The sequence below is a fragment of the Microcoleus sp. B4-C2 genome, assembly GCF_036705265.1.
GTDB lineage: Bacteria > Cyanobacteriota > Cyanobacteriia > Cyanobacteriales > Microcoleaceae > Microcoleus.
In genome coordinates this window covers 114,530-132,786 of the sequence record NZ_JAUBUB010000003.1, presented here as the reverse complement: position 1 = coordinate 132,786, position 18,257 = coordinate 114,530, and the positions used below count along the sequence as shown (strand labels likewise).

The following is an 18,257-nucleotide window of genomic DNA, read 5'->3' as shown; positions in this document are numbered from 1 at the left end:
CCACAAGCAGATTCAGTCTTTGTGGAACAGGCATCTTGCCTGTTGTTGAGAATTGTGGAACAGGCATCTTGCCTGTTGTTGAGCATGGTACGGGCAGGCAAGATGCCCTCCCCACAAGCAGATTCAGTCTTTGTGGAACAGGCATCTTGCCTGTTGTTGAGAATTGTGGAACAGGCATCTTGCCTGTTATCGAGCATGGTACAAGATATTAGTTCGATCGCACAAAGTGCCGCAGCTTCTGCTACACTAGGCGTCCCGACTTGTTTGACTACAATATTGGAAGGATTAGGGACTTCTACGGAACTTAAAATGTCAGCAGCAAAGGTTTTTAACGGCCAATTTCGCGCTTGACAAAGTTCCAGCAAGCCGACTTCACCTGCTTTAGTGTCTATTGTAGCAATACCTGCGATCGCACTTTCGGCTAAATGATAAGCACGGCATACTTGTTTAATCGCAGTTTCGATTAATTCTCGCCCTGTTCCGCGTTCACAACCTATCCCTACCCACAACACTCTCGGATGCCACTGAACCTTTGGCAAAACAGATTCCGGCGAAAATCTTCTCTGGGTGAAACTAATCCAAATTCGGGCTTTGATAGTTGATAGATTTTCCCCATCCCAATACAAAGAATGTTTTTCTGGCAGACTGTTTTGCCACAAAGTAGAACCAACTTCTTGAATTACTTCGACAGTTTCCCCTCTAGCAAGAGCCGCCGCCACTCCAGTCCAGTCACCTTCGCCCCGCCTCCAACCGCTGGGAATCTCTAGCATATCTAAAGTAAATTCATCGTTCATTATTCAGTTATCTATTCTGTAGTTTCACTGCGACCGCAATCTTAAAAAAAACTTAACACTCTGTTTAGTGAAAATTTTGGTATAATTGTAGCACAAACTACAAAAAACCCAAGATTTAAGATGGTAGAACTAAATCAGTTACTGTTAGAGTTTGAAAGCAACCTCAAATGGGAAGGAGTGACAAAAGAATGGATAGACCGCCGGGAAAGTTGGGTTAGCGATGTGGCAGCATCAGTTAACCTGACATATCTAGCAGAATTGCTAGTTGAATTGGAATCTAACTTGAAGTGGGAATCGGTGGATATTCAGTGGCAACAGCGTCGAGACCGTTGGGTAGAAGAATGTCTGGCAGCATCGATTGTTCAAGAAGTATCAAGTTTATTGCTGGAACTTGAAACCAATACCAATTGGGAAGCGGTTACCGATGAATGGCAGCAGAATCGCGAGAAATGGGTACAGCAAATGCACAAGTTTAAGGAGTAGTTTCGAGGATTTAGAGCCTGTAGATATGCGTTTTCAGACTCTAACATTTCCTAATGACTAATCACTAATTCTTCATCTTTCTGCAAAACCCCATTTAGAAAAATATCAGCGAGTCCTTCAGCCATTTTTTGCATTTGCTGCCGAGAAGCATTCGGCTTCATAATCGTATTTTGACTGAAGGGCGCGACTGCAAACATTCCCAAAAATACCTGAGCCGTTTCCCAAAAAAGCCTCAGCCACATAGCTCATTATAAAAAACCAACACTCTCAATCAATAAAATTTGTACAAAAATAGCACAAACTGCAAACAAGACAAAATTTAATATGGTAGAACTAAACCAATTACTGTTAGAGTTTCAAGCCCACCTAAACTGGGACGCAGTGACGGAAGAATGGAAAGAACGTCGCGACTGTTGGATGAGGGAGGTATCAGCAGCAAGTGACGAAAAACACCTAGCGAAATTGCTAGTTGAATTAGAATCAAATTTTCAGCGAGAAGCGGTACAAAGTCTCTGGAAAATGATCCGTGAAAGTTGGGTAGAAGAATGTCATATAGCATCGACGCTGGAAGAAGTATCAAGTCTATTGCTGGAACTTGAAAGCAATACAACTTGGGAAGTAGTGACGGATGAATGGCAGAAAAACCGGGAGAATTGGGTACAGCAAATGTACGAATTTATAGAGTAATTGGGGATTGGGGATGGGTGACGGGTTATTGGTTATAACTGAGATATTGCACCATTCTCAATTAGCCGTAGGGGCGGGTTCGCCAACAGCCTTAAAGCTTGCAAATAGGTTCTATAAACCCGCCCGACCCCACGAAAAATCCTCTTATTGATATTGCTGCAAGATATCGGTTATAACTGATATCTTGCACCATTGTCAGCAACAGGCTTTTCGGCCTGTTCCACAAGAAAATTTATATATTGTGGAACAGGCCGAAAAGCCTGTTCATAAAAGCCTTGTTGAGAATGGTGTAACATCTGAGTTATAACCAATAAATAACCAATAAGCTGTTCGGCATTTAAAGGACTTGCGTAAGGTGCGTCAGCATCTAAGGTTTTCCGTTTCAGCGTAAGGGTTCTAGCTGACGCACCCTACTAGCCTCGTTACTGGTTTAAATGCTCCACAGCTTAACGGTTATAAAATTAACTAACTTTTGTTTAAATACCTCTCAATTAGGACGATCGCCACAATATCGTCCACTGGCTTCGGTGGCGTCCGCATTCCCTGGGGAATCAAGCGCGAAAGTCCCGTGGGAGGGTACATTTGCCAGTAGCGTTCCCTCGCTTCTAAACTGCTGTACCTCTCGTCCACCTGAACAATTTTGAGCGCTGGCGACAAACTCTGCGTCAGTTTTTGTTTCCAACTCTTAGAAGTCGTTTGATCTCCGAGCACCAATAACTCAATGGGAAACTGTTCGCACAAAGATTGAATAGTAGATATCGCTGCTTCCGACTGCACAACTTGATGGTAGCAGACCTTCTTATCTCTACCCATTACAGCTATGCCGCATTTGTCTTTACCTGGATCGAAACCTAAAATCATATTTATGAGTCCTGTGTTAATAAGTTTGTAGTTGCGATCGAGCGCCAGTCAACTCAATCGCCAACCTATATCTAATCTGATACTTGCATTCTTGAATGTCTCAAAATCTTTGCGGGCGATCGTACTTATTTTGCTTGACTTTTTTGTGGGATTGACATATTATATCATCATGGAAATCCCTATTTAGCTGGGAGTTGTAGTAATGGAAGTCGAATTTGGTCATGTTCAGGAATACAATACAGAAAGAGGTTTCGGCTTTGTAAGCCGCACATTTAGGAATGCTAATCAACGACATAAAAAAGATGTTTGGTTTCATATCAAAAAAATTAAGTGTGATTACCCCAATTTGGCAAAAGAATTAGATGCTGGCTCCTTCGCAAATATTAACTTTTGGTACGAAGTTGATAATAGCGATCGCGAAAAGGTCGGTAAAGTCTGGCTAGACCCAAAAGATATTCCTCAGCAGCAACGAGATAGTTTATCTTATCATATTGAACAACTATGGTGCAATCCTATTAATGCTTTTCCTGAATGGCTAGATTCGATCACAATTGCTGTGGTTGGAGAAGTTCGCAAAGATGAGTTGAAGAAACTTTATGATGAACGAATTCGTAAGCGAAATGAAGTAAAAGAGCAAGAAAAAATACAGAGACAACTTCGACGTGAACAGGCGATGTCGAGTAACAATCAAACTCAATCGTCTAAAGATCCAGTGGGAGGACATCGAGATGATGCAAAGAATATTCAAATTCCATCAGCTACAGAGCTTTTTCGTACTGAGAGAGGAATAATGGTGGCAATTTTCTCTAGTGAGATGCACGGCTTACCCCCTGAATTAAGGAAAATTGTTAGACCATGCCCAAGGGGAAGTAGGATAAACCAGCTTTCTTTTGACCCAGGGGGCAGTGACGTAGTAGTCGCTTATAGTCTCGGTCATGCTATTTTGTATGACTGGATTAAAAATGTTAATTCGTACATTAATGCATTCGAGAAATCCAACCCGGAGTTCCATTTACACATTCAATCAATATATGGGCGTTTTTGTGAATATCCGAGCGAGCGCGGGTTTGGTGTGTTTTCGCCAATATGGTATCGTGACAGGGATGGAGCCTGCAAGGATGCTATTAAAGCTTGCTTGAAAAGATATCAAACACAGATAAAGATTGGCCACAAAACATTGCATGAAGAAGCCAAGAACTATTGGAAAACTACTTATGGTCTTTCCGATCAAGAAGTTGAAAATTTGCCGACGCTTTACAATCAGTACAAGCAGTATATGGAGGAAAATAGAAAGGATGCCATGAAAGCTCGCTTGGAAAGATATCAAAGAAAGATGGATATTAGCCACAAAACAGTGCATGAAAAAGAAAGCCAAGAATCATGGGAAGACAACTTATGATCTTTCCGATCAAGCCCCAAGTTGTACATCGACAAACTCAACAATATACTGTTACAATAATTATTACAAATGCTATGAATAGAGCCAAATTTTGTTCTGTGATGTCAATATCTCAGGGTTCGATTCTTAGTTTCTTTCTTTGCCTTCTTAGCGGTGCGGTGCGTCGCTGTGAGATTGTTGGTGGTGCTTCCAGATTTTTGGTGGCGACACACCCTACGATTGCTATATATATGGCGGCACGGATTCCCATGATTTAATGATATGTCAAGGGCGCGAAAAAGTCAAGCAAAATTGTAATTCGATCGCCCAAAATTTTTCATCAAATTCGATATGTCGATCGCACTTATTTTTTAACTTTCAAATCTCCTGGGCCAGCTTTTTGTTGTCCGGTGCGAAAAACAACGACTCCGTTTTCACGAGCAACTAAATCTATTTTAAGCGGGCCGGCGATGTAAGTGACATCTGCCGCGATCGCCTGAACGTCCAGCGGTTTCTCGTACTGCTGCAATCGCTCTATAAAACCAGCTAAAGTTTCAATCTGACTGTCGGCCACTTGAACTCTACCGCCGACAACGCCGATTAGGCGAGCGCGAAATTGACAAGCTTCTATCAATTGCAGCAACTGCTGCCGCACCTGTTCGTCAGTCAAAGTCACCGGATCGACAGCAACCCCTGCAATCACATCTCCAGCCCGGAAGACAACTCGATTGATTTCTGCTTCTGCAAATACCTTAATTAGCTTTTCTTCCCGCAGGTAATTAGCGCCGGCAACAATTCGCACCACGTAGTCTTGACCGTCTTTAATCTGACTAATTAGTTGATCGATTTCTGCTTTAGTAATTTGAATAACCTGATCCCTAACCTTGGTATTTTCCGGCTGCATCAGTCCGACGGTGGTTTTATTTGCTTCTTGCAAGAGTCGATCGATCGCGCCACTTGCCATACCGGGTTCAATAATGCGAACCACGCCAGCAGCTAAAATTTGACCGCGCCTGATGGCAACTGTACCCTCGCGGATTGCCTGAAAGTCGCGTTCCAAAATTTGCACTTGTTGCTGCAAGACAGTTTGTTGCTGTTCGAGTTGAGCTTGTTGCTGTGCCAAGGTTTCTAGGAGTGCTTCCCTCTCGGCAATTACTTTGTCGCGATCGACAATTATTCGATCGCGATCTGCCAGATTTTGCATCCGCTGAGCAATTTCCTTGTCTCGCTGGGCAATTAGTTCGTTGCGATCGACAATTTCCTTGTCCCGCTGGGCTATTTCTGCGTCTCGCTTGGCAATTTCTCGATCGCGCTGGGCAATTTGAGTTTTTACCTGCTCTCGCTGCTCGATTAACTGTTGCCGTTCCTCTTGCAGTTGGGCGATTTCCGAGCCTAAAGTCGTTTTTTGCTCGGAAACTGTTTTCAATTGGTTCTCGGTGCGATCGAGCTGAGCTTGTGTAGTCGATCGAGCCGTTTCAACCAGTTTCAATTGTTCTTCGGTGCGGGATTTAGCTGCTTCCACACTGCTGAGCTGTTCTTCTGTCTGAGATTTAGCCGCTTCTACCTGACTTAACTGCTCTTCAGTTTTAGACTTGGCTGCTTGCACGCTGTTAAGCTGGGCCCGCAGCGAGTTTAATTTTGTTTGCGTCAGAGCTTGCTCGGCATTAGCTGCTTGGAGGGATTGATTAATTTGCTCTAAATTGGCTCTAGCTTGCGCTTGAGCGGCTCTGGCTTGAGCTAATTCAGTTTCAACTAGATTTTTTTCTTGAGTGGCTTGGTTGATTTCTCTGCGGGCGTTGTTGAGCCTTTTTTGAATCTCGTCTATTCTAAAAACTCCGGTTCGCAGCGGCTTGCTAGTAGCAAACAAAATGCCCAGAGTAATGGCTGACAAGATACTGCCGGCCATCACTGTCACAACAACAGCAGTATCGCGGGGGCGAAGTTTGAACAAGCTCAACCTTGCCTTGCCGACTTTCGTCCCAAGGCGATCGCTGACAGTGGCGATCACACCCCCCAACACTAAAATTACAAATACCAGGATGTATCCAGCAGTCATTCCGATTTTAGATTTTGGATTTTGGATTTTGGATTGAATCTAAAATCCAAAATCCAAAATCCTATACTTTCTCGGCATCAAGTGAATTGCTGGCTTAGGGCCACCGGGTTGTGGACTGTGATCTTTTTCTTGTGGATCGAGATCATGGTTTCTTGCCTGAGATCGCCCAGCAAACGAGTCACCGTTACCCGCGTCGAGCCGATCGCTTCGGCGATCGCCTGGTGGGACAGCTTCAAATCTATCGTAATCCCCTCAGCCCCCGGCACGCCAAAATCCCGGCACAGAATCAGCAAAAAGCTGACGAGTCTCGAACCCATATCTCGGTGCGCCAGCGTTTCAATCATCATCTCGGTTTGCAAAATCCGAGACGACAGTCCCCGTAGCATCACCATCGACAATTCCGGGTCTTCCTTGAGCGCTTTCTCGACTTGTTCGATCGGCAGCGAGATCAATTCCACCGGCGTAAAGGCTACCGCGTGGTAAAACCTGTCCGATCGGTGTCCCGTAATCAGAGACAGCACCCCAAATACGCTATTTTCGCGCAGGAGGGCGACTGTAATTTCTTCCCCTGCTTCGTACACCCTGGAGAGCTTCACAGCACCTCTAATGAGAACGTAGACGCGCTCAGCCGGGTCTCCAGGGAAAAAAATTGTCTTGCCCCGTTCAAAGGTTTCCACAATGGGTGGAAACGCTCCGCCGCTGATTTGGCGGAACACGGCTGCTAGCGGTCTATCATGCGTCACGACTAGATCCTTTGTACTAATCAATACTTTATAACTTGCCGATTAACCTTATTGAGTAAATATACTGCCCAACCTCCAATATCCAAGGATTCTGTTACTTCCATCTAATGTTAAGGTAAACACGCACTGTATGATTAAATCTAGCCCTTCTCTTAACTTTTTCAATTCCGCCCCCATGTAGCTCCACAGCAAAATTAATATCAATTGTGTCTCAATTGTGTCTCAATTGTGTCTGAATCAGTTAAATCTGAATCAGTTGTGTCTAAACTGGCGGGGTTGTCAGATATAGCCAATGAGAACGGTGCAAGTTGCTTTTAGATAAACTACAGATGATAGATTTGACCGGAAAAAATGCTCTTGTTACGGGCATTGCCAACAATCGCTCGATCGCCTGGGGCATCGCTCAGCAGCTCCACAAAGCTGGGGCCAACCTCGGCATAACTTATTTGAAGGACGAGAAAGGCAAGCACGAGCGTAAAGTCGCTGAACTGGTGGAACCGCTCAATCCCAGTCTGTATTTGCCCTGCAATGTCCAAGACGAGAGCGAAATTGAGTCTACTTTTAAAACCATCGCCGACAAGTGGGGCAAGTTAGATGTCCTCATCCACTGTCTGGCTTTTGCCGGCAAGGACGAACTTTCGGGAGACTTCACCAACACTTCGCGCCAAGGTTTCTCCAATGCTTTGGATATTAGCGCTTACTCGCTGGTGCGGCTTTGTGCTGCTGCTAAACCCCTGATGGCCGAGGGCGGCAGTATTGTCACGCTGACTTATTTGGGCGGCGTCCGGGTAGTTCCTAATTATAATGTGATGGGAATTGCTAAGGCAGCTTTGGAAATGAATGTTCGCTATCTGGCTGCTGAACTGGGCCCGTTAAATATTCGGGTAAATGCGATTTCTTCTGGCCCGATTCGGACTCTGGCTTCGTCAGCAGTTGGCGGTATTCTGGACATGATCCACCACGTTGAGGAAGTTGCCCCGCTGCGGCGGACGGTGACTCAGCAGGAAGTGGGAAATGCTGCGGCTTTTCTGTGCAGCAATCTCGCTAGCGGGATTACGGGTCAAGTTTTGTATGTCGATGCCGGTTACGAAATCATGGGAATGTAACAGTTGTCGAGAATTTAGAGTTATGTAGGGGCGGGTTTAGACAATAAACTTTAACTCTAACAAGTAAGTTTTATGCAAAAGCCGCCCCTTTCGAGAGTTTTGAGTTTTGCATAATTCTCTTAACTAAACACTTGAGAATTAGCGCCGATCAAGCTGTAATCTTCAATTATATTATGTCGGGTCGATTACCCCTAATACGGTAGGGGCGGGTTCACGAAAAATATTTGCCAATAATTGACAATCTCAAAAACCCGCCCTTTTAATCGCTCGATCGGACATGATATTACTAATTATCAATAACTAATGAATGACCAATTGCGAATTATGGAGATAATCGATCGCCCTTCTGTACCTCCTGCAACTTCAGTTCAACCAGCTAGGGCCGCCTTAGTGAAACGCACGACACTGGAAACGGATGTCACGGCCAGCCTCAATCTCGACGGTGTGGGAACTTGCAAGGCGTCTACGGGGATTCCGTTTTTAGACCATATGTTGCACCAGATTGCTTCTCACGGATTGATCGATTTGGACGTGCAGGCGATCGGGGATTTGGAGATTGACGACCACCACACGAACGAGGATGTGGGAATTACCTTGGGCCAAGCCCTAGCAAAAGCTGTCGGGGATCGATCGGGCATTTCTCGCTTCGGACATTTCATCGCACCTTTGGATGAAGCTTTAATTGAAGTAGTGCTAGACTTTTCGGGACGGCCTCACTTAAGTTACAACTTGGAAATTCCCAACCAGCGGATCGGCACTTACGATACAGAATTAGTGAGAGAGTTTTTTTCGGCGGTTGTGAACCACTGTCAAATGACACTGCACATTCGACAGTTGCAGGGCGGGAATTCTCATCACATTGTAGAAGCGGCGTTTAAGGCATTTGCGCGAGCTCTGCGGATGGCGGTAGAAATCGATCCGCGGCGCGCCAGTGGGATTCCGAGTTCTAAAGGAGTTTTGTAGTATGGGGTTAGTAGTAGCGTTTGGGCGCTACTACTAACCTGTCGTACCATGTCGAGTTAAATAGTTATAATACTTTGCTGATGAGTTGGCAAAGAAAAAACTGAAGTCTTTACTACAAACAGGTCAATCGAGACTTGTATTAACCACCCGCCCTCACTCTATCCAAACTTCGTCAAGAATCGGAAAGCATCGAGTACGTGACTCGCGCAAACGTAAGGCGAAGTATTGTAAAAAGCTTGCCAAGCCGCCGCTTTATCTTCGTCGTATTTATCCGCTCTTTCCGGGTGTTTACCTTGCCAATTCAGCCGGACTGCGTGACCGACTAATACATCTAAAACGATGTATTCTTCTACTTGCAATTCAGGGTTGCGCTGGGCGATCGCCGCCAACTCCATCAGCGCCTCAATATTGACTTGTCGGTATTCCGGTGCGACAATCTTATTCAGCAAATGCTCGATTTGTAGCGCGAAATTCTTTTCACCGGGTGTCATTTCCGATAATATAATATGGCTGTCTAACCGATTGCGCCGCTCTAATTTGTCGCCAATTATCAAGCCTTTGCAGTGCCGCAGCAGTCCCCAAACACTCGGATAAAAATCCTTCGGTACGCGATTGACAGTACCTTCCATTTGCCGCTTCCGGCGCCATCCTCCCCCAGGCATGGTTGGTTCTTCAGAAACTGGCGCTACTACCCATTCAATGTCTTTTTCCGGCTGTTTGACGCGCAGGGATTCTTGCTGTTTGAGGATTTGATTCATTTCCTCGTATTCTGTCAACACTTGGCGCAGGCGATTTTTGATTTCAAAGGGGCTTAGCTGCATTAAATGTTCGTAAGCTTCATTTTGCGTAACTCCCAATTCGCGGGCAAACTCGCTAGTCAGCAGCAAAATAAAGTAGCTAACTCTCAGTGTCAGCAAACCTTTAAATAACTGCGGTTCGGCTTTAATTAGCAGGCCGAGGTAGATGAGAATTTCTTGAGTTAAAACTCGATCGCGAATGTCTTCTCCGCAGAATTGGCGAATTTTGTCCATCACTTCCGTGTAAGATCCGGGTCGCGAAATTATCGAATCTTCGCTGTAGGCTTTCCCCACAGCAATCTGTTTTTGCCGCACCAAAATGTCTGTCACCGCATCGGACAAGCTGATATCAACCTTGTCCAGCAAACCTGCGGCATGGCGGATGACTGCCCATTGGATTTTTGATTGCGAACTTTCTCCAGCTTTTGTATAAACTTCGTTGAGCAAATCCACAACTTTAACTGTTTCTTCCGCCCCTCCAAATCCTGTATCAAAGTTTAACCCTTTGAGGCGAACCAAGGTGTGCAGCAGCTCAATTTGTTCGTACAAATTTTCTGATTCGCGCAGGCTAGTCAGCAAAAATTGAGTATTAGTTTCGCACTCTAATTTAAATTCTTGCGTATGACCCAGAGGCCAAGTTTTTTCAGGATTGTAACCGAGATATCTGGGAGTTTCGACTGCACCTGTAACTGGAGATTCTGTGAATTCAAAATCGTGCATGAAATCAATTCTCTCCGTGCCAGCGGTCAGCATTAACTGCTTAAGATTTCCGAGTTTAACTGGCGTGTTGTTACAGTGTCCATCCCGGAATTCCTTCATTAATTCTAACAACGCTTCCCGCCCGGTTTCCAGCATCGTGTGAGTCAGCATCAGCGTTACCGTAGGGCGTCCCAACTGATACCAGTGGTGGTGAATGTGAGCTATTTCGCTTTTGATTTGAGCTACTAAAAAATGGTAATCTAAAGTTAAGTAAAACTCTTGTCTGTTCAAAAATGATGGGAGGAATACGATCGCCTCTTCGCGAATTTTAAACACCCGAGAAGTTGTTAAACTCCGCAAACGGCGCACGGGGCGGCCGGTTAAGCCTAATTGGTCGTTGCGTCCAATTTGCGTGTAAATAGCTGATAATTCTTTAGTCTGGCGGACTTGAATTGGTTCTACCTGTTTTGGGGTTTGCGTCGCAATGCCGTTAGCGGCTAATTCTGCTTGCAAATCTTCGTCTTCAGCTAACAGTGCAATTTGCACTAAAGGTTCTCTGTGCGGGCCCACTGACAGGTGCCTTCCCAGCGGGTCGATATCGCCCACTGCGATTAATCCTTCATTTAGCAATTGACCGAGAAAATACAGACTTTGGGCCCAAACTAGGGGAATATTTTCATTGGGTAAGCGCTGCTGGCTGCTGGGATTTAGCTTTTCTGCTTCTATATTTTCGGCGGGGACGTAGTACAATTCTGGTAGTAGCGGCACACCAGAGCGATCGACTGCTAGAGATTCCAAACGCTGCTGGTACTCCTGCACTTGGGCTTGATTTCCCTGAAATATGCCGTCCAACAATAAATAAGTGAAAAATAGCGGCCACTCGCATTCAATGTGCTCGAACTGCCTTAATTCTGTGGGTTCGTAGTGCAGGCGATCGGCATCTTCCAACACTGTTTGGTGTCCGTCCCGCAGAAACCGCTTGCAGCCGTATTTTCCTTGCAATTTGTCAATAATCTTATTTCGAGTCCGTTCTATTAATTCTCGGTCTTCAACAGCAAAAGCCGGAAAACTAATCACACTCAATAAAGCGGCATCTACTTCTTTTGAGCTAGATTCGCGAGGCAAAAGCGATTCCAAAGTTATGCGACTTCTGGCAATTTCGTCGGGCAAAACGTGAATCACCGATGCTTGAGAGCCTTTAATCCCGAACAAATCCAACCCATTTATGGCTTCTAGGGCTGCTTTTGCCATGCCAACAGAACTGGCGTTCAATTCTGCATTGCCTCGATTGATTTTATGGCCTCTTTCCCAAATTCCGTAATCCGGCGTGCGGTAGGCTCTACCGATGTAGTAAACTAAATTTTGCACGAAATTGACTTCATCAATTGTAAAAATTACGTGCAGCCCGGAAGCCGTCATTTGAGCAAGAATTAATAAAAATATAGATGTAGCGTCTAACTGTAAATGTCCCCACTTGTCATCACCGACAACAATACCTCCAGTTTGAGTATTGTATTTAGCGTGCAGGGCATCTAGCGGCGACTGAGTATTTTTAAAATGTTCTACTTTGCTCGATTGCTGCATCATCGCAAACAGCAAGCCGCGCATCAGTTTGACTGTGCTGTGTTCGAGTTCAAATGTCCTGCCCTGATCGCCATCAATTTTGCGGTAAGCTAAACCCAAACCCCAAACCGCGAGAATGCTGTACACGTTGTCGCGCACCCAGGCATCGGTGTAGTCGCCGTGAGCGTTAACGGCGGTACTCGCCGGCAGCAAACCTGTAATTGGGTTCTGGCGCTTGAGGATGATGGTTTTGATTTGCTCGTAGTAATAATCTAACCTGGTTTGCCGCTGGTTTTTTGCGATCGCCATTTCGTTTTCCTTGTTTTTCCTGATGCGAGTAGATTTGGGGTGAATAGACTTTTAAATATATCAGATATTAGATCATTTCTCAAGTTATCCAAACACAAAAAGGTAATTGCCATGTCTACGCAAAACCACAATAACAACAGCGTTCCTTTCGTGAAAGTTGTCTACTCTACAGTGAAAATTAATGGTAAAATTGAGCTAGTACCGATGGAATGGTACGCCGACGGCTCTGTCAAAAAAATCGAACGCTAATGCTCGATCGCACTTGGCGGGCAAACTCTAATGAACTTGCGCGACTCGTCGCTTACAAAAAAACCGGTTTCTGGGCCACAGAACGATGACTTAACAGACTCAAGGTGGCACAAACCGGGTTTTTTGCGACCAAAACTGGTCTAGCGTCGATCGCCAATCTAAGCTAATTTAAATAACTAGGTGTGTAGGAATCTCAAAGAAAAAAATATGGATCGATCGCGCCCGCAATTTTCAGTGCTGGGACTACCAGTTCACATATTAGATGATTATGCAGGTTGGCTGATGGAGCGTCTGCATCAAGGGTTAGGAAGTCATGTGGTGACTTTGAATGCTGAAATGGCCATGCAAGCCGAGCAAAATCAGGCCTTAGCAGATGTAATTCGCAAAGCGGAACTGGTGATTCCCGACGGTTCGGGAGTGGTGTTGTACTTGCGGCTGCGTGGCAAACCGGCACAGCGCTATCCGGGGATTGAATTAGCAGAATCGCTGCTGCAACAAGCCGGAAAATTGCCTGATTCGGAACCACTATTTTTCTTTGGAGGTTCCCCAGGAGTGGCGGCTGCGGCGGCCAAAACTTGGCAGCAAAAAGTTAACGGATTATCGATTGCTTCTCAACACGGTTATCTTTCCGCAGATGAAGAGAAAGACTTCCGTGAAAGCCTCAAACAAATGCAGCCAAAACTGATATTTGTAGGATTGGGAGTGCCGCGCCAAGAATTTTGGATTGCCGAACACCGACACCTTTGCCCTCAGTCAATTTGGGTGGGAGTTGGTGGCAGTTTCGATATTTGGGCAGGAACAAAAACCCGCGCGCCGGCTTGGTTTTGCGACAATCATTTAGAATGGCTGTATCGGCTTTATCAAGAACCTTGGCGGTGGCGGAGGATGTTGGCTTTGCCACAATTTGCCTTGAAAGCTTTGGGGGATTTGCGAGGGTAAATTAATAGCATCAATCTTCTGTCTGAGTCACAATCCTCTCGATCCCCCCTAACCCCCCTTAACAAGGGGGGGACAAGAATTGAGTCACAATCCTCTCGATCCCCCCTAACCCCCCTTAACAAGGGGGGGACAATAATGTCGTCAAAATTTTCTTTATTAAGGGGGATTCGAGGAGATATAGACTCGACTACAAGCGACATAAATCGTGTTATTTCTTCAGTCCGCCTACGCGGACTTTGTTTGTGTAGTAGCGGTTTCAACCGCCGATTCTAATCAATACAAACCGATCGCGATTAAACAATATAAGGAGAATCGATCGCCTTTGCCCGATTAATCGCCACCAAAGTCTGGTAAATCAAAGCCGAAATCTCACCGCGGGTAATGTCCCGCAGCGGCGAAAGCCAATCGCGGGAAGGATAATTAACCACAATCTTCAAAGCAGTTGCTGTGGCGATCGCACTCAAAGCATAATTAGGAATTTGAGAGCGATCGGTGTAAACTTTCAAAGTATCAGGATTCCCGCCCTTGAGTTCCAAACCGTTAACCAAAGACACGATCGCGTCAGCCTTAGTCAAATTCTGATTCGGGCCGAACTTCAACCCCGGAAACCCCGCCAAAAACCCCCCCCGATTTGCTCGTTCGATCGCACTTCTCGCCCAAAAAGTAGCAGAAACATCAATAAAATTTGTAGCCGGCACCCTCGGAATCGGACTAAACGCACTCACCAACAGCGCCGCATATTGAGCACGGTTTAAACTGTCATCAGGCCGAAAAGAACCGTCAGGAAAACCGCTAATTATATTCGCCGCAGCCAAAGCTTCAATAAACTTCTGTGCCCAATGTCCAGAAATATCACTGAACACTGTACCCCCGATATTCGGATTGCCGCCACCCTTTCTCACCGCAGCTTGCACAGCTTTAAAAGCATTCACTTTCCCGTAACCAAACCAATCGCTGCGACCGTTGTTAGGATCGTAATTTCCCATGCGATTCCCTAACTGGGGATCGGGATCGGGATCGACAATTTTTTCAGCAGTTTGTTCGAGAATTCCCCGCACTTCCCGCGCCGTCAAACGGGGGTTAGCCGAAAGTATCAACCCTGCAACCCCAGCGACTACTGGAGTGGCGCTGGAAGTACCGCCAAAAGTATCAGTATAGTCCCCCCAGTCGTAGCCCCGATCGCCCACTCGATCGGCAGTAAACACCCCCAAACCGGGCAAATACTGCGTCACCTCCGGCGGCGTGCCGATAAATCCGGTTTCTGGCAACCAAGTTCCCGGCGGCGCGTTGTTGCTGGGGGCGCAAACCGAGATGCTGGTGCCCCAGTTGCTGTAAGCTGCTTTTTTGTTGAGGGAAGTGGAAGCGCTGACGGCAATTACGTCGGGGTGAACGGCAAATCCTGCCAGCCATCTAGTTTGACCCTCCACGACGTTGTTGGGCCAGCCTTTCTCGTTAACAGTACCGTTGACTGGGCGGTTGGCATTCCCCGCCGCGAACAGAATAACGCAGCCTCTGCCGCCCCGCCCTTGGGTTGCTGCTTTGGTGATAACGGCACTCTGCCGCAGGGAAAGCGGATAGTAAACTGCAGCAGGCCCCCAACTGCAAGAAATGACGGCGGCACCTTTTTGGATCGCCCAATTAAATATTTTTTCGACAGAATCGTCATCGAGAAAACCCGTGGTACGGATGGGCATCAGGGCGCATCCGGGGGCGACGCCGACAATGCCTTTGCCGTTTTCTTCAGCAACGGCTACGCCGGCACAACTTGTACCGTGGTTGTCTGAGTCGGCGACTGGCATCGGGGAAGTGTCGCCGTCTTTGAAATCGATGGGTGAGACGATTTTGCCTTGGCCTTGAAAATCTGGGTGGGTGATGTCAACTGCATCGTCGGCGATCGCAATTACGATCGATCGAACTCCGCGAGTCAGGTTCCAAGCTGGTTCTGCATAAATTTGAGCACCGCCGACAAGTTCGTTGCCGCCTTTGTTGTTTAGATACCACTGTTTGGGATAAAGCGGATCGCGGGGCGTGTAATGCTGCTGCATCTCTACTAAAATGTTGGGTTCCGCTACCAGAACTTCTGGATATCTTGTCAGGCGGTTGGCAATTTTGATCGGGTTTTCTGTTGCTTGTTTTGTGACTTCGCCGACGAAGGTGTTGGGAATTCCTTCTACTGGCCGGACTATTTTTAAAGCTGCTGCATTGGCGATCGCATTTCGCGATTGTTCATCTACTTGTTCGCCAAATTGAATCGTAATTTGGTCGGTTAAATAAAAGAATGTACTCGGATTGTTCGCGGGGCAATAGACGTGGCTGGCAAAAGCTACGGCATCGCTGGCGCGCGCTGTTTGCATTGCTGCTTCTAGGCGATCGGCTGAAACGAGATATTCTTCGAGATTGCTTTGGCCGACGCGACGGTTGAGTTTTGCCCCAGTTGTTGCAGCCCAATCATTTGAGGCTGATGCTGTTGATGAGGGGCGGACTGTAAAGCGATCGTCCGCTTTTGACAGCAGCAATTCATCACCGCCACGCTGCAAAATCACTGGCAGACTTTCTTCTGGAACTCCAATTCCTTGATAATTTTGGAGAGTGTCGGAGGTCGGTTTGCTTGGTTCTACCATCAGAAATGTTCCTGTTTAATTTGGATGTAGATTTATCAAACATATTTATAAGCTGTCAGGGAGGTTTTTGCTATGAGGGGTTTGAAGCTGTAACTAACAGCGGTAGTTTTTCCATCAGTCCGCGTCGGACTTAGTTTGTGCGATCGCGTTGCTAGCGGTGTCAACCGCCAAGTCTTTTTCGATATCAGCGAGTTTTTCAGATAAACACGCTCAAATAAACACGCTAGGATTAATATTAAAAAATTCTCCCAGCGCCTTAGCTTGCGCCTTGCTAATCGCCCGTTTCCCATTAACCACCTCAGAGACTACTCCTTTGGAACCAATCACGCCCACTAAATCGGCTTTTTTGAGTTCGCGAACTTCCATGAGATGCAATAGAACATCCTGGGGAGTCGCTTCTGGAATTGGGTAATACTTGGCTTCGTATTCTTCGATCAACAGAGCCCAGAGGCTTAGTAAAGTTTCTTCTTCTAATGTTAATTCTTCCTGAGACATCAGATATTCTACTTCTGCGAGGGCAAGATCATAATCTTCTTCGTTCAGGATTGGCTTAGGCTGCGATTTCGCCAGCAGTTGACCGTAAGCTGTTCTTTCAATTTCGATATTCATGGTTCGTTCGATTGTTGAATTAGATCGGGACTTACCCATCAAAACCATTGAAACCGGGTTTTCCACCATTTTTAAACCCTCAAAGGCAGTATTTAGGTAAAAAAACCCGGTTTCTGCGTCCAGGACTAGATTGCCGGGATCTGTCCAATCCCCCGCGATTTCCTGGTTCAATCCAAAATCTAAAATCCAAAATCTAAAATCCAAAATCGATCGCCCACCCTTTGACATTTCAACAAATTTGGTTTACACTTAGCCGGTTGCGATCGCCAATGGTAAGATCGGCTCAAGCTAAATATTTTTTTAAAGCGCATAGGCGCAAAGTAATTTCATGGTATACTCTGGAACTGTTTGCTGGCTTCGCTCCACTGCCCGGATTACGATCGGGGCGATCGCAGCTTTTACCCTGTTGCAACCGATCCAAGTCCAAGCACAACAACCTTCTGGGCCAGAGAACCAACAGCAAATCGAGCCCGCCGACGACCCCACAGACCCCAACAATCTTCGCCCTCTGACGCAAGACAGCAGTCTGCTGAGCGTCCCAGGAGGCCAGCGTTTGATGACAGAAGCCAGCAGTGCTATTTCCTCTCAGAATTACGCACTGGCTACTCAAAAACTCCAAGAATCCCGCCAAATTTTCAATCAACTGTCCAACTTCTACCAACAACTGGGTAGCAGTTTTGCCGGAATTGACATCCGCTTGGCGGAAAGCCACCGCACCAAAGCTGTAGAAACGGCCCAAATGCGCGACGAAGCTACCTACCGGCTGGCGTTGGTACACCGGGCGCAAAATAAGCCCGAACTGGCTGTGCCCCTGCTGATTCAGATTATTCGATCGCAGCAGCCAACTCGCGACTTGGGCAAGAAAGCTTACCAGCAGTTACTGGAATTGGGTTTTGTGGATTCGCCCTTTCCCCGGCCTGCCAGCACTCAACCGCGATCGTCTAACAAATAGTTCCACTAAAATCTAAATTACAGCCGTTTATCAGAGAAACCAATGGTTACACCGTCTCAAGTAGCAGAAATGATTAAGGCAGGGTTGCCCGACGCTAAAATACAAGTTGACGATTTGACCGGTGGCGGTGACCACTACCAGGCGAGAGTCGTCTCTGCAGCCTTTGAAGGAAAAAGCCGAGTACAGCAGCACCAACTGGTATACGGCGCTCTCAAACTGGCAATGGCTAGTGAAGCCATCCACGCTTTGGGCTTGGAAACCTTAACTCCTGCAGAATGGGAAGCGAAAAGTCAAGCTGCTTAATTGTTGAGCGGCAATTGGGTATCACAAGTTTGTGCTTGTGTCAAGAGTTGCTTGAAATACAACTGCTGCACTTACCCACAAAAACCAAAGAAACCGGGTTTTTTAACCGGAATCTATGGCTGTAACGAAAGATTTTCCTAAAAAA

16 protein-coding genes and 1 pseudogene are annotated in these 18,257 nt (G+C 46.3%); 9 read left to right on the top strand and 8 right to left on the bottom strand.

Features of this window, described 5'->3' with window-relative positions:
- On the bottom strand, positions 1-794 hold a 794-nt coding region (locus tag QUB20_RS02340), incomplete at its 3' end, for a cobalamin biosynthesis protein (protein WP_333291126.1).
- 120 nt (positions 795-914) lie between these two features.
- On the opposite strand from QUB20_RS02340, the gene QUB20_RS02335 reads away from it, so the two are divergent.
- The gene (locus QUB20_RS02335; RefSeq protein WP_333236826.1) at positions 915-1,277 is read left to right on the top strand and encodes a hypothetical protein; all 363 of its coding nucleotides are present in this window, start codon (positions 915-917) and stop codon (positions 1,275-1,277) included.
- Between the two features lie 50 nt (positions 1,278-1,327).
- On the opposite strand, the pseudogene QUB20_RS02330 reads toward QUB20_RS02335, so the two are convergent.
- Positions 1,328-1,492: pseudogene (locus tag QUB20_RS02330) on the bottom strand (TetR/AcrR family transcriptional regulator); the annotation flags it as partial.
- A 109-nt stretch (positions 1,493-1,601) separates the two neighbouring features.
- On the opposite strand from QUB20_RS02330, the gene QUB20_RS02325 reads away from it, so the two are divergent.
- A complete protein-coding gene (locus QUB20_RS02325; RefSeq protein ID WP_333236824.1) occupies positions 1,602-1,964 on the top strand; it encodes a hypothetical protein in 363 nt (120 codons plus the stop codon).
- 465 nt (positions 1,965-2,429) lie between these two features.
- Here QUB20_RS02325 and QUB20_RS02320 read toward each other — a convergent pair whose 3' ends face one another.
- The gene (locus tag QUB20_RS02320; protein ID WP_333242737.1) at positions 2,430-2,825 is read right to left on the bottom strand and encodes a pre-16S rRNA-processing nuclease YqgF; all 396 of its coding nucleotides are present in this window, start codon (positions 2,823-2,825) and stop codon (positions 2,430-2,432) included.
- 202 nt (positions 2,826-3,027) lie between these two features.
- Between QUB20_RS02320 and QUB20_RS02315 the strand changes: the two genes are divergently transcribed.
- Positions 3,028-4,224, top strand: coding sequence for a hypothetical protein (locus QUB20_RS02315; RefSeq protein ID WP_333242741.1), 1,197 nt, complete (start codon positions 3,028-3,030; stop codon positions 4,222-4,224).
- A gap of 343 nt (positions 4,225-4,567) precedes the next feature.
- Here QUB20_RS02315 and QUB20_RS02310 read toward each other — a convergent pair whose 3' ends face one another.
- Positions 4,568-6,259, bottom strand: a complete 1,692-nt coding sequence (locus QUB20_RS02310) for a DUF3084 domain-containing protein (RefSeq protein ID WP_333242744.1) — start codon at positions 6,257-6,259, stop codon at positions 4,568-4,570.
- Positions 6,260-6,336: 77 nt separating this feature from the next.
- Positions 6,337-7,002: a global nitrogen regulator NtcA gene (ntcA, locus tag QUB20_RS02305; RefSeq protein WP_333272220.1), complete on the bottom strand. Its 666-nt coding sequence runs from the start codon at positions 7,000-7,002 to the stop codon at positions 6,337-6,339.
- A gap of 329 nt (positions 7,003-7,331) precedes the next feature.
- Between ntcA and fabI the strand changes: the two genes are divergently transcribed.
- A complete protein-coding gene (gene fabI / locus QUB20_RS02300; RefSeq protein WP_333101974.1) occupies positions 7,332-8,108 on the top strand; it encodes an enoyl-ACP reductase FabI in 777 nt (258 codons plus the stop codon).
- 324 nt (positions 8,109-8,432) lie between these two features.
- The gene (gene hisB, locus QUB20_RS02295; protein WP_333242961.1) at positions 8,433-9,071 is read left to right on the top strand and encodes an imidazoleglycerol-phosphate dehydratase HisB; all 639 of its coding nucleotides are present in this window, start codon (positions 8,433-8,435) and stop codon (positions 9,069-9,071) included.
- Positions 9,072-9,229: 158 nt separating this feature from the next.
- Here the strand turns inward: hisB and QUB20_RS02290 are convergent, their stop codons facing one another.
- On the bottom strand, positions 9,230-12,439 hold the full coding sequence (locus QUB20_RS02290) for a glycoside hydrolase family 15 protein (protein ID WP_333242747.1): 3,210 nt from the start codon (positions 12,437-12,439) through the stop codon (positions 9,230-9,232).
- A gap of 111 nt (positions 12,440-12,550) precedes the next feature.
- Between QUB20_RS02290 and QUB20_RS02285 the strand changes: the two genes are divergently transcribed.
- Together QUB20_RS02285 and QUB20_RS02280 are read left to right on the top strand one after the other, a co-directional pair.
- Positions 12,551-12,688 carry a hypothetical protein gene (locus QUB20_RS02285; RefSeq protein WP_333038037.1) on the top strand — a complete coding sequence of 46 codons (138 nt, stop codon included), beginning with the start codon at positions 12,551-12,553 and terminating at the stop codon, positions 12,686-12,688.
- Between the two features lie 207 nt (positions 12,689-12,895).
- On the top strand, positions 12,896-13,627 hold the full coding sequence (locus QUB20_RS02280; RefSeq protein ID WP_333242750.1) for a WecB/TagA/CpsF family glycosyltransferase: 732 nt from the start codon (positions 12,896-12,898) through the stop codon (positions 13,625-13,627).
- Positions 13,628-13,920: 293 nt separating this feature from the next.
- Here QUB20_RS02280 and QUB20_RS02275 read toward each other — a convergent pair whose 3' ends face one another.
- Together QUB20_RS02275 and QUB20_RS02270 are read right to left on the bottom strand one after the other, a co-directional pair.
- A complete protein-coding gene (locus tag QUB20_RS02275) occupies positions 13,921-16,248 on the bottom strand; it encodes a S8 family serine peptidase (protein WP_333242755.1) in 2,328 nt (775 codons plus the stop codon).
- Positions 16,249-16,458: 210 nt separating this feature from the next.
- Positions 16,459-17,085: a hypothetical protein gene (locus tag QUB20_RS02270; protein WP_333242758.1), complete on the bottom strand. Its 627-nt coding sequence runs from the start codon at positions 17,083-17,085 to the stop codon at positions 16,459-16,461.
- 100 nt (positions 17,086-17,185) lie between these two features.
- Here QUB20_RS02270 and QUB20_RS02265 point away from each other — a divergent pair, with 100 nt between their 5' ends.
- Together QUB20_RS02265 and QUB20_RS02260 are read left to right on the top strand one after the other, a co-directional pair.
- Positions 17,186-17,809, top strand: a complete 624-nt coding sequence (locus QUB20_RS02265) for a hypothetical protein (protein WP_333242760.1) — start codon at positions 17,186-17,188, stop codon at positions 17,807-17,809.
- Between the two features lie 42 nt (positions 17,810-17,851).
- A complete protein-coding gene (locus QUB20_RS02260; protein WP_333242763.1) occupies positions 17,852-18,112 on the top strand; it encodes a BolA family transcriptional regulator in 261 nt (86 codons plus the stop codon).
- Positions 18,113-18,257: the final 145 nt, after the last annotated feature.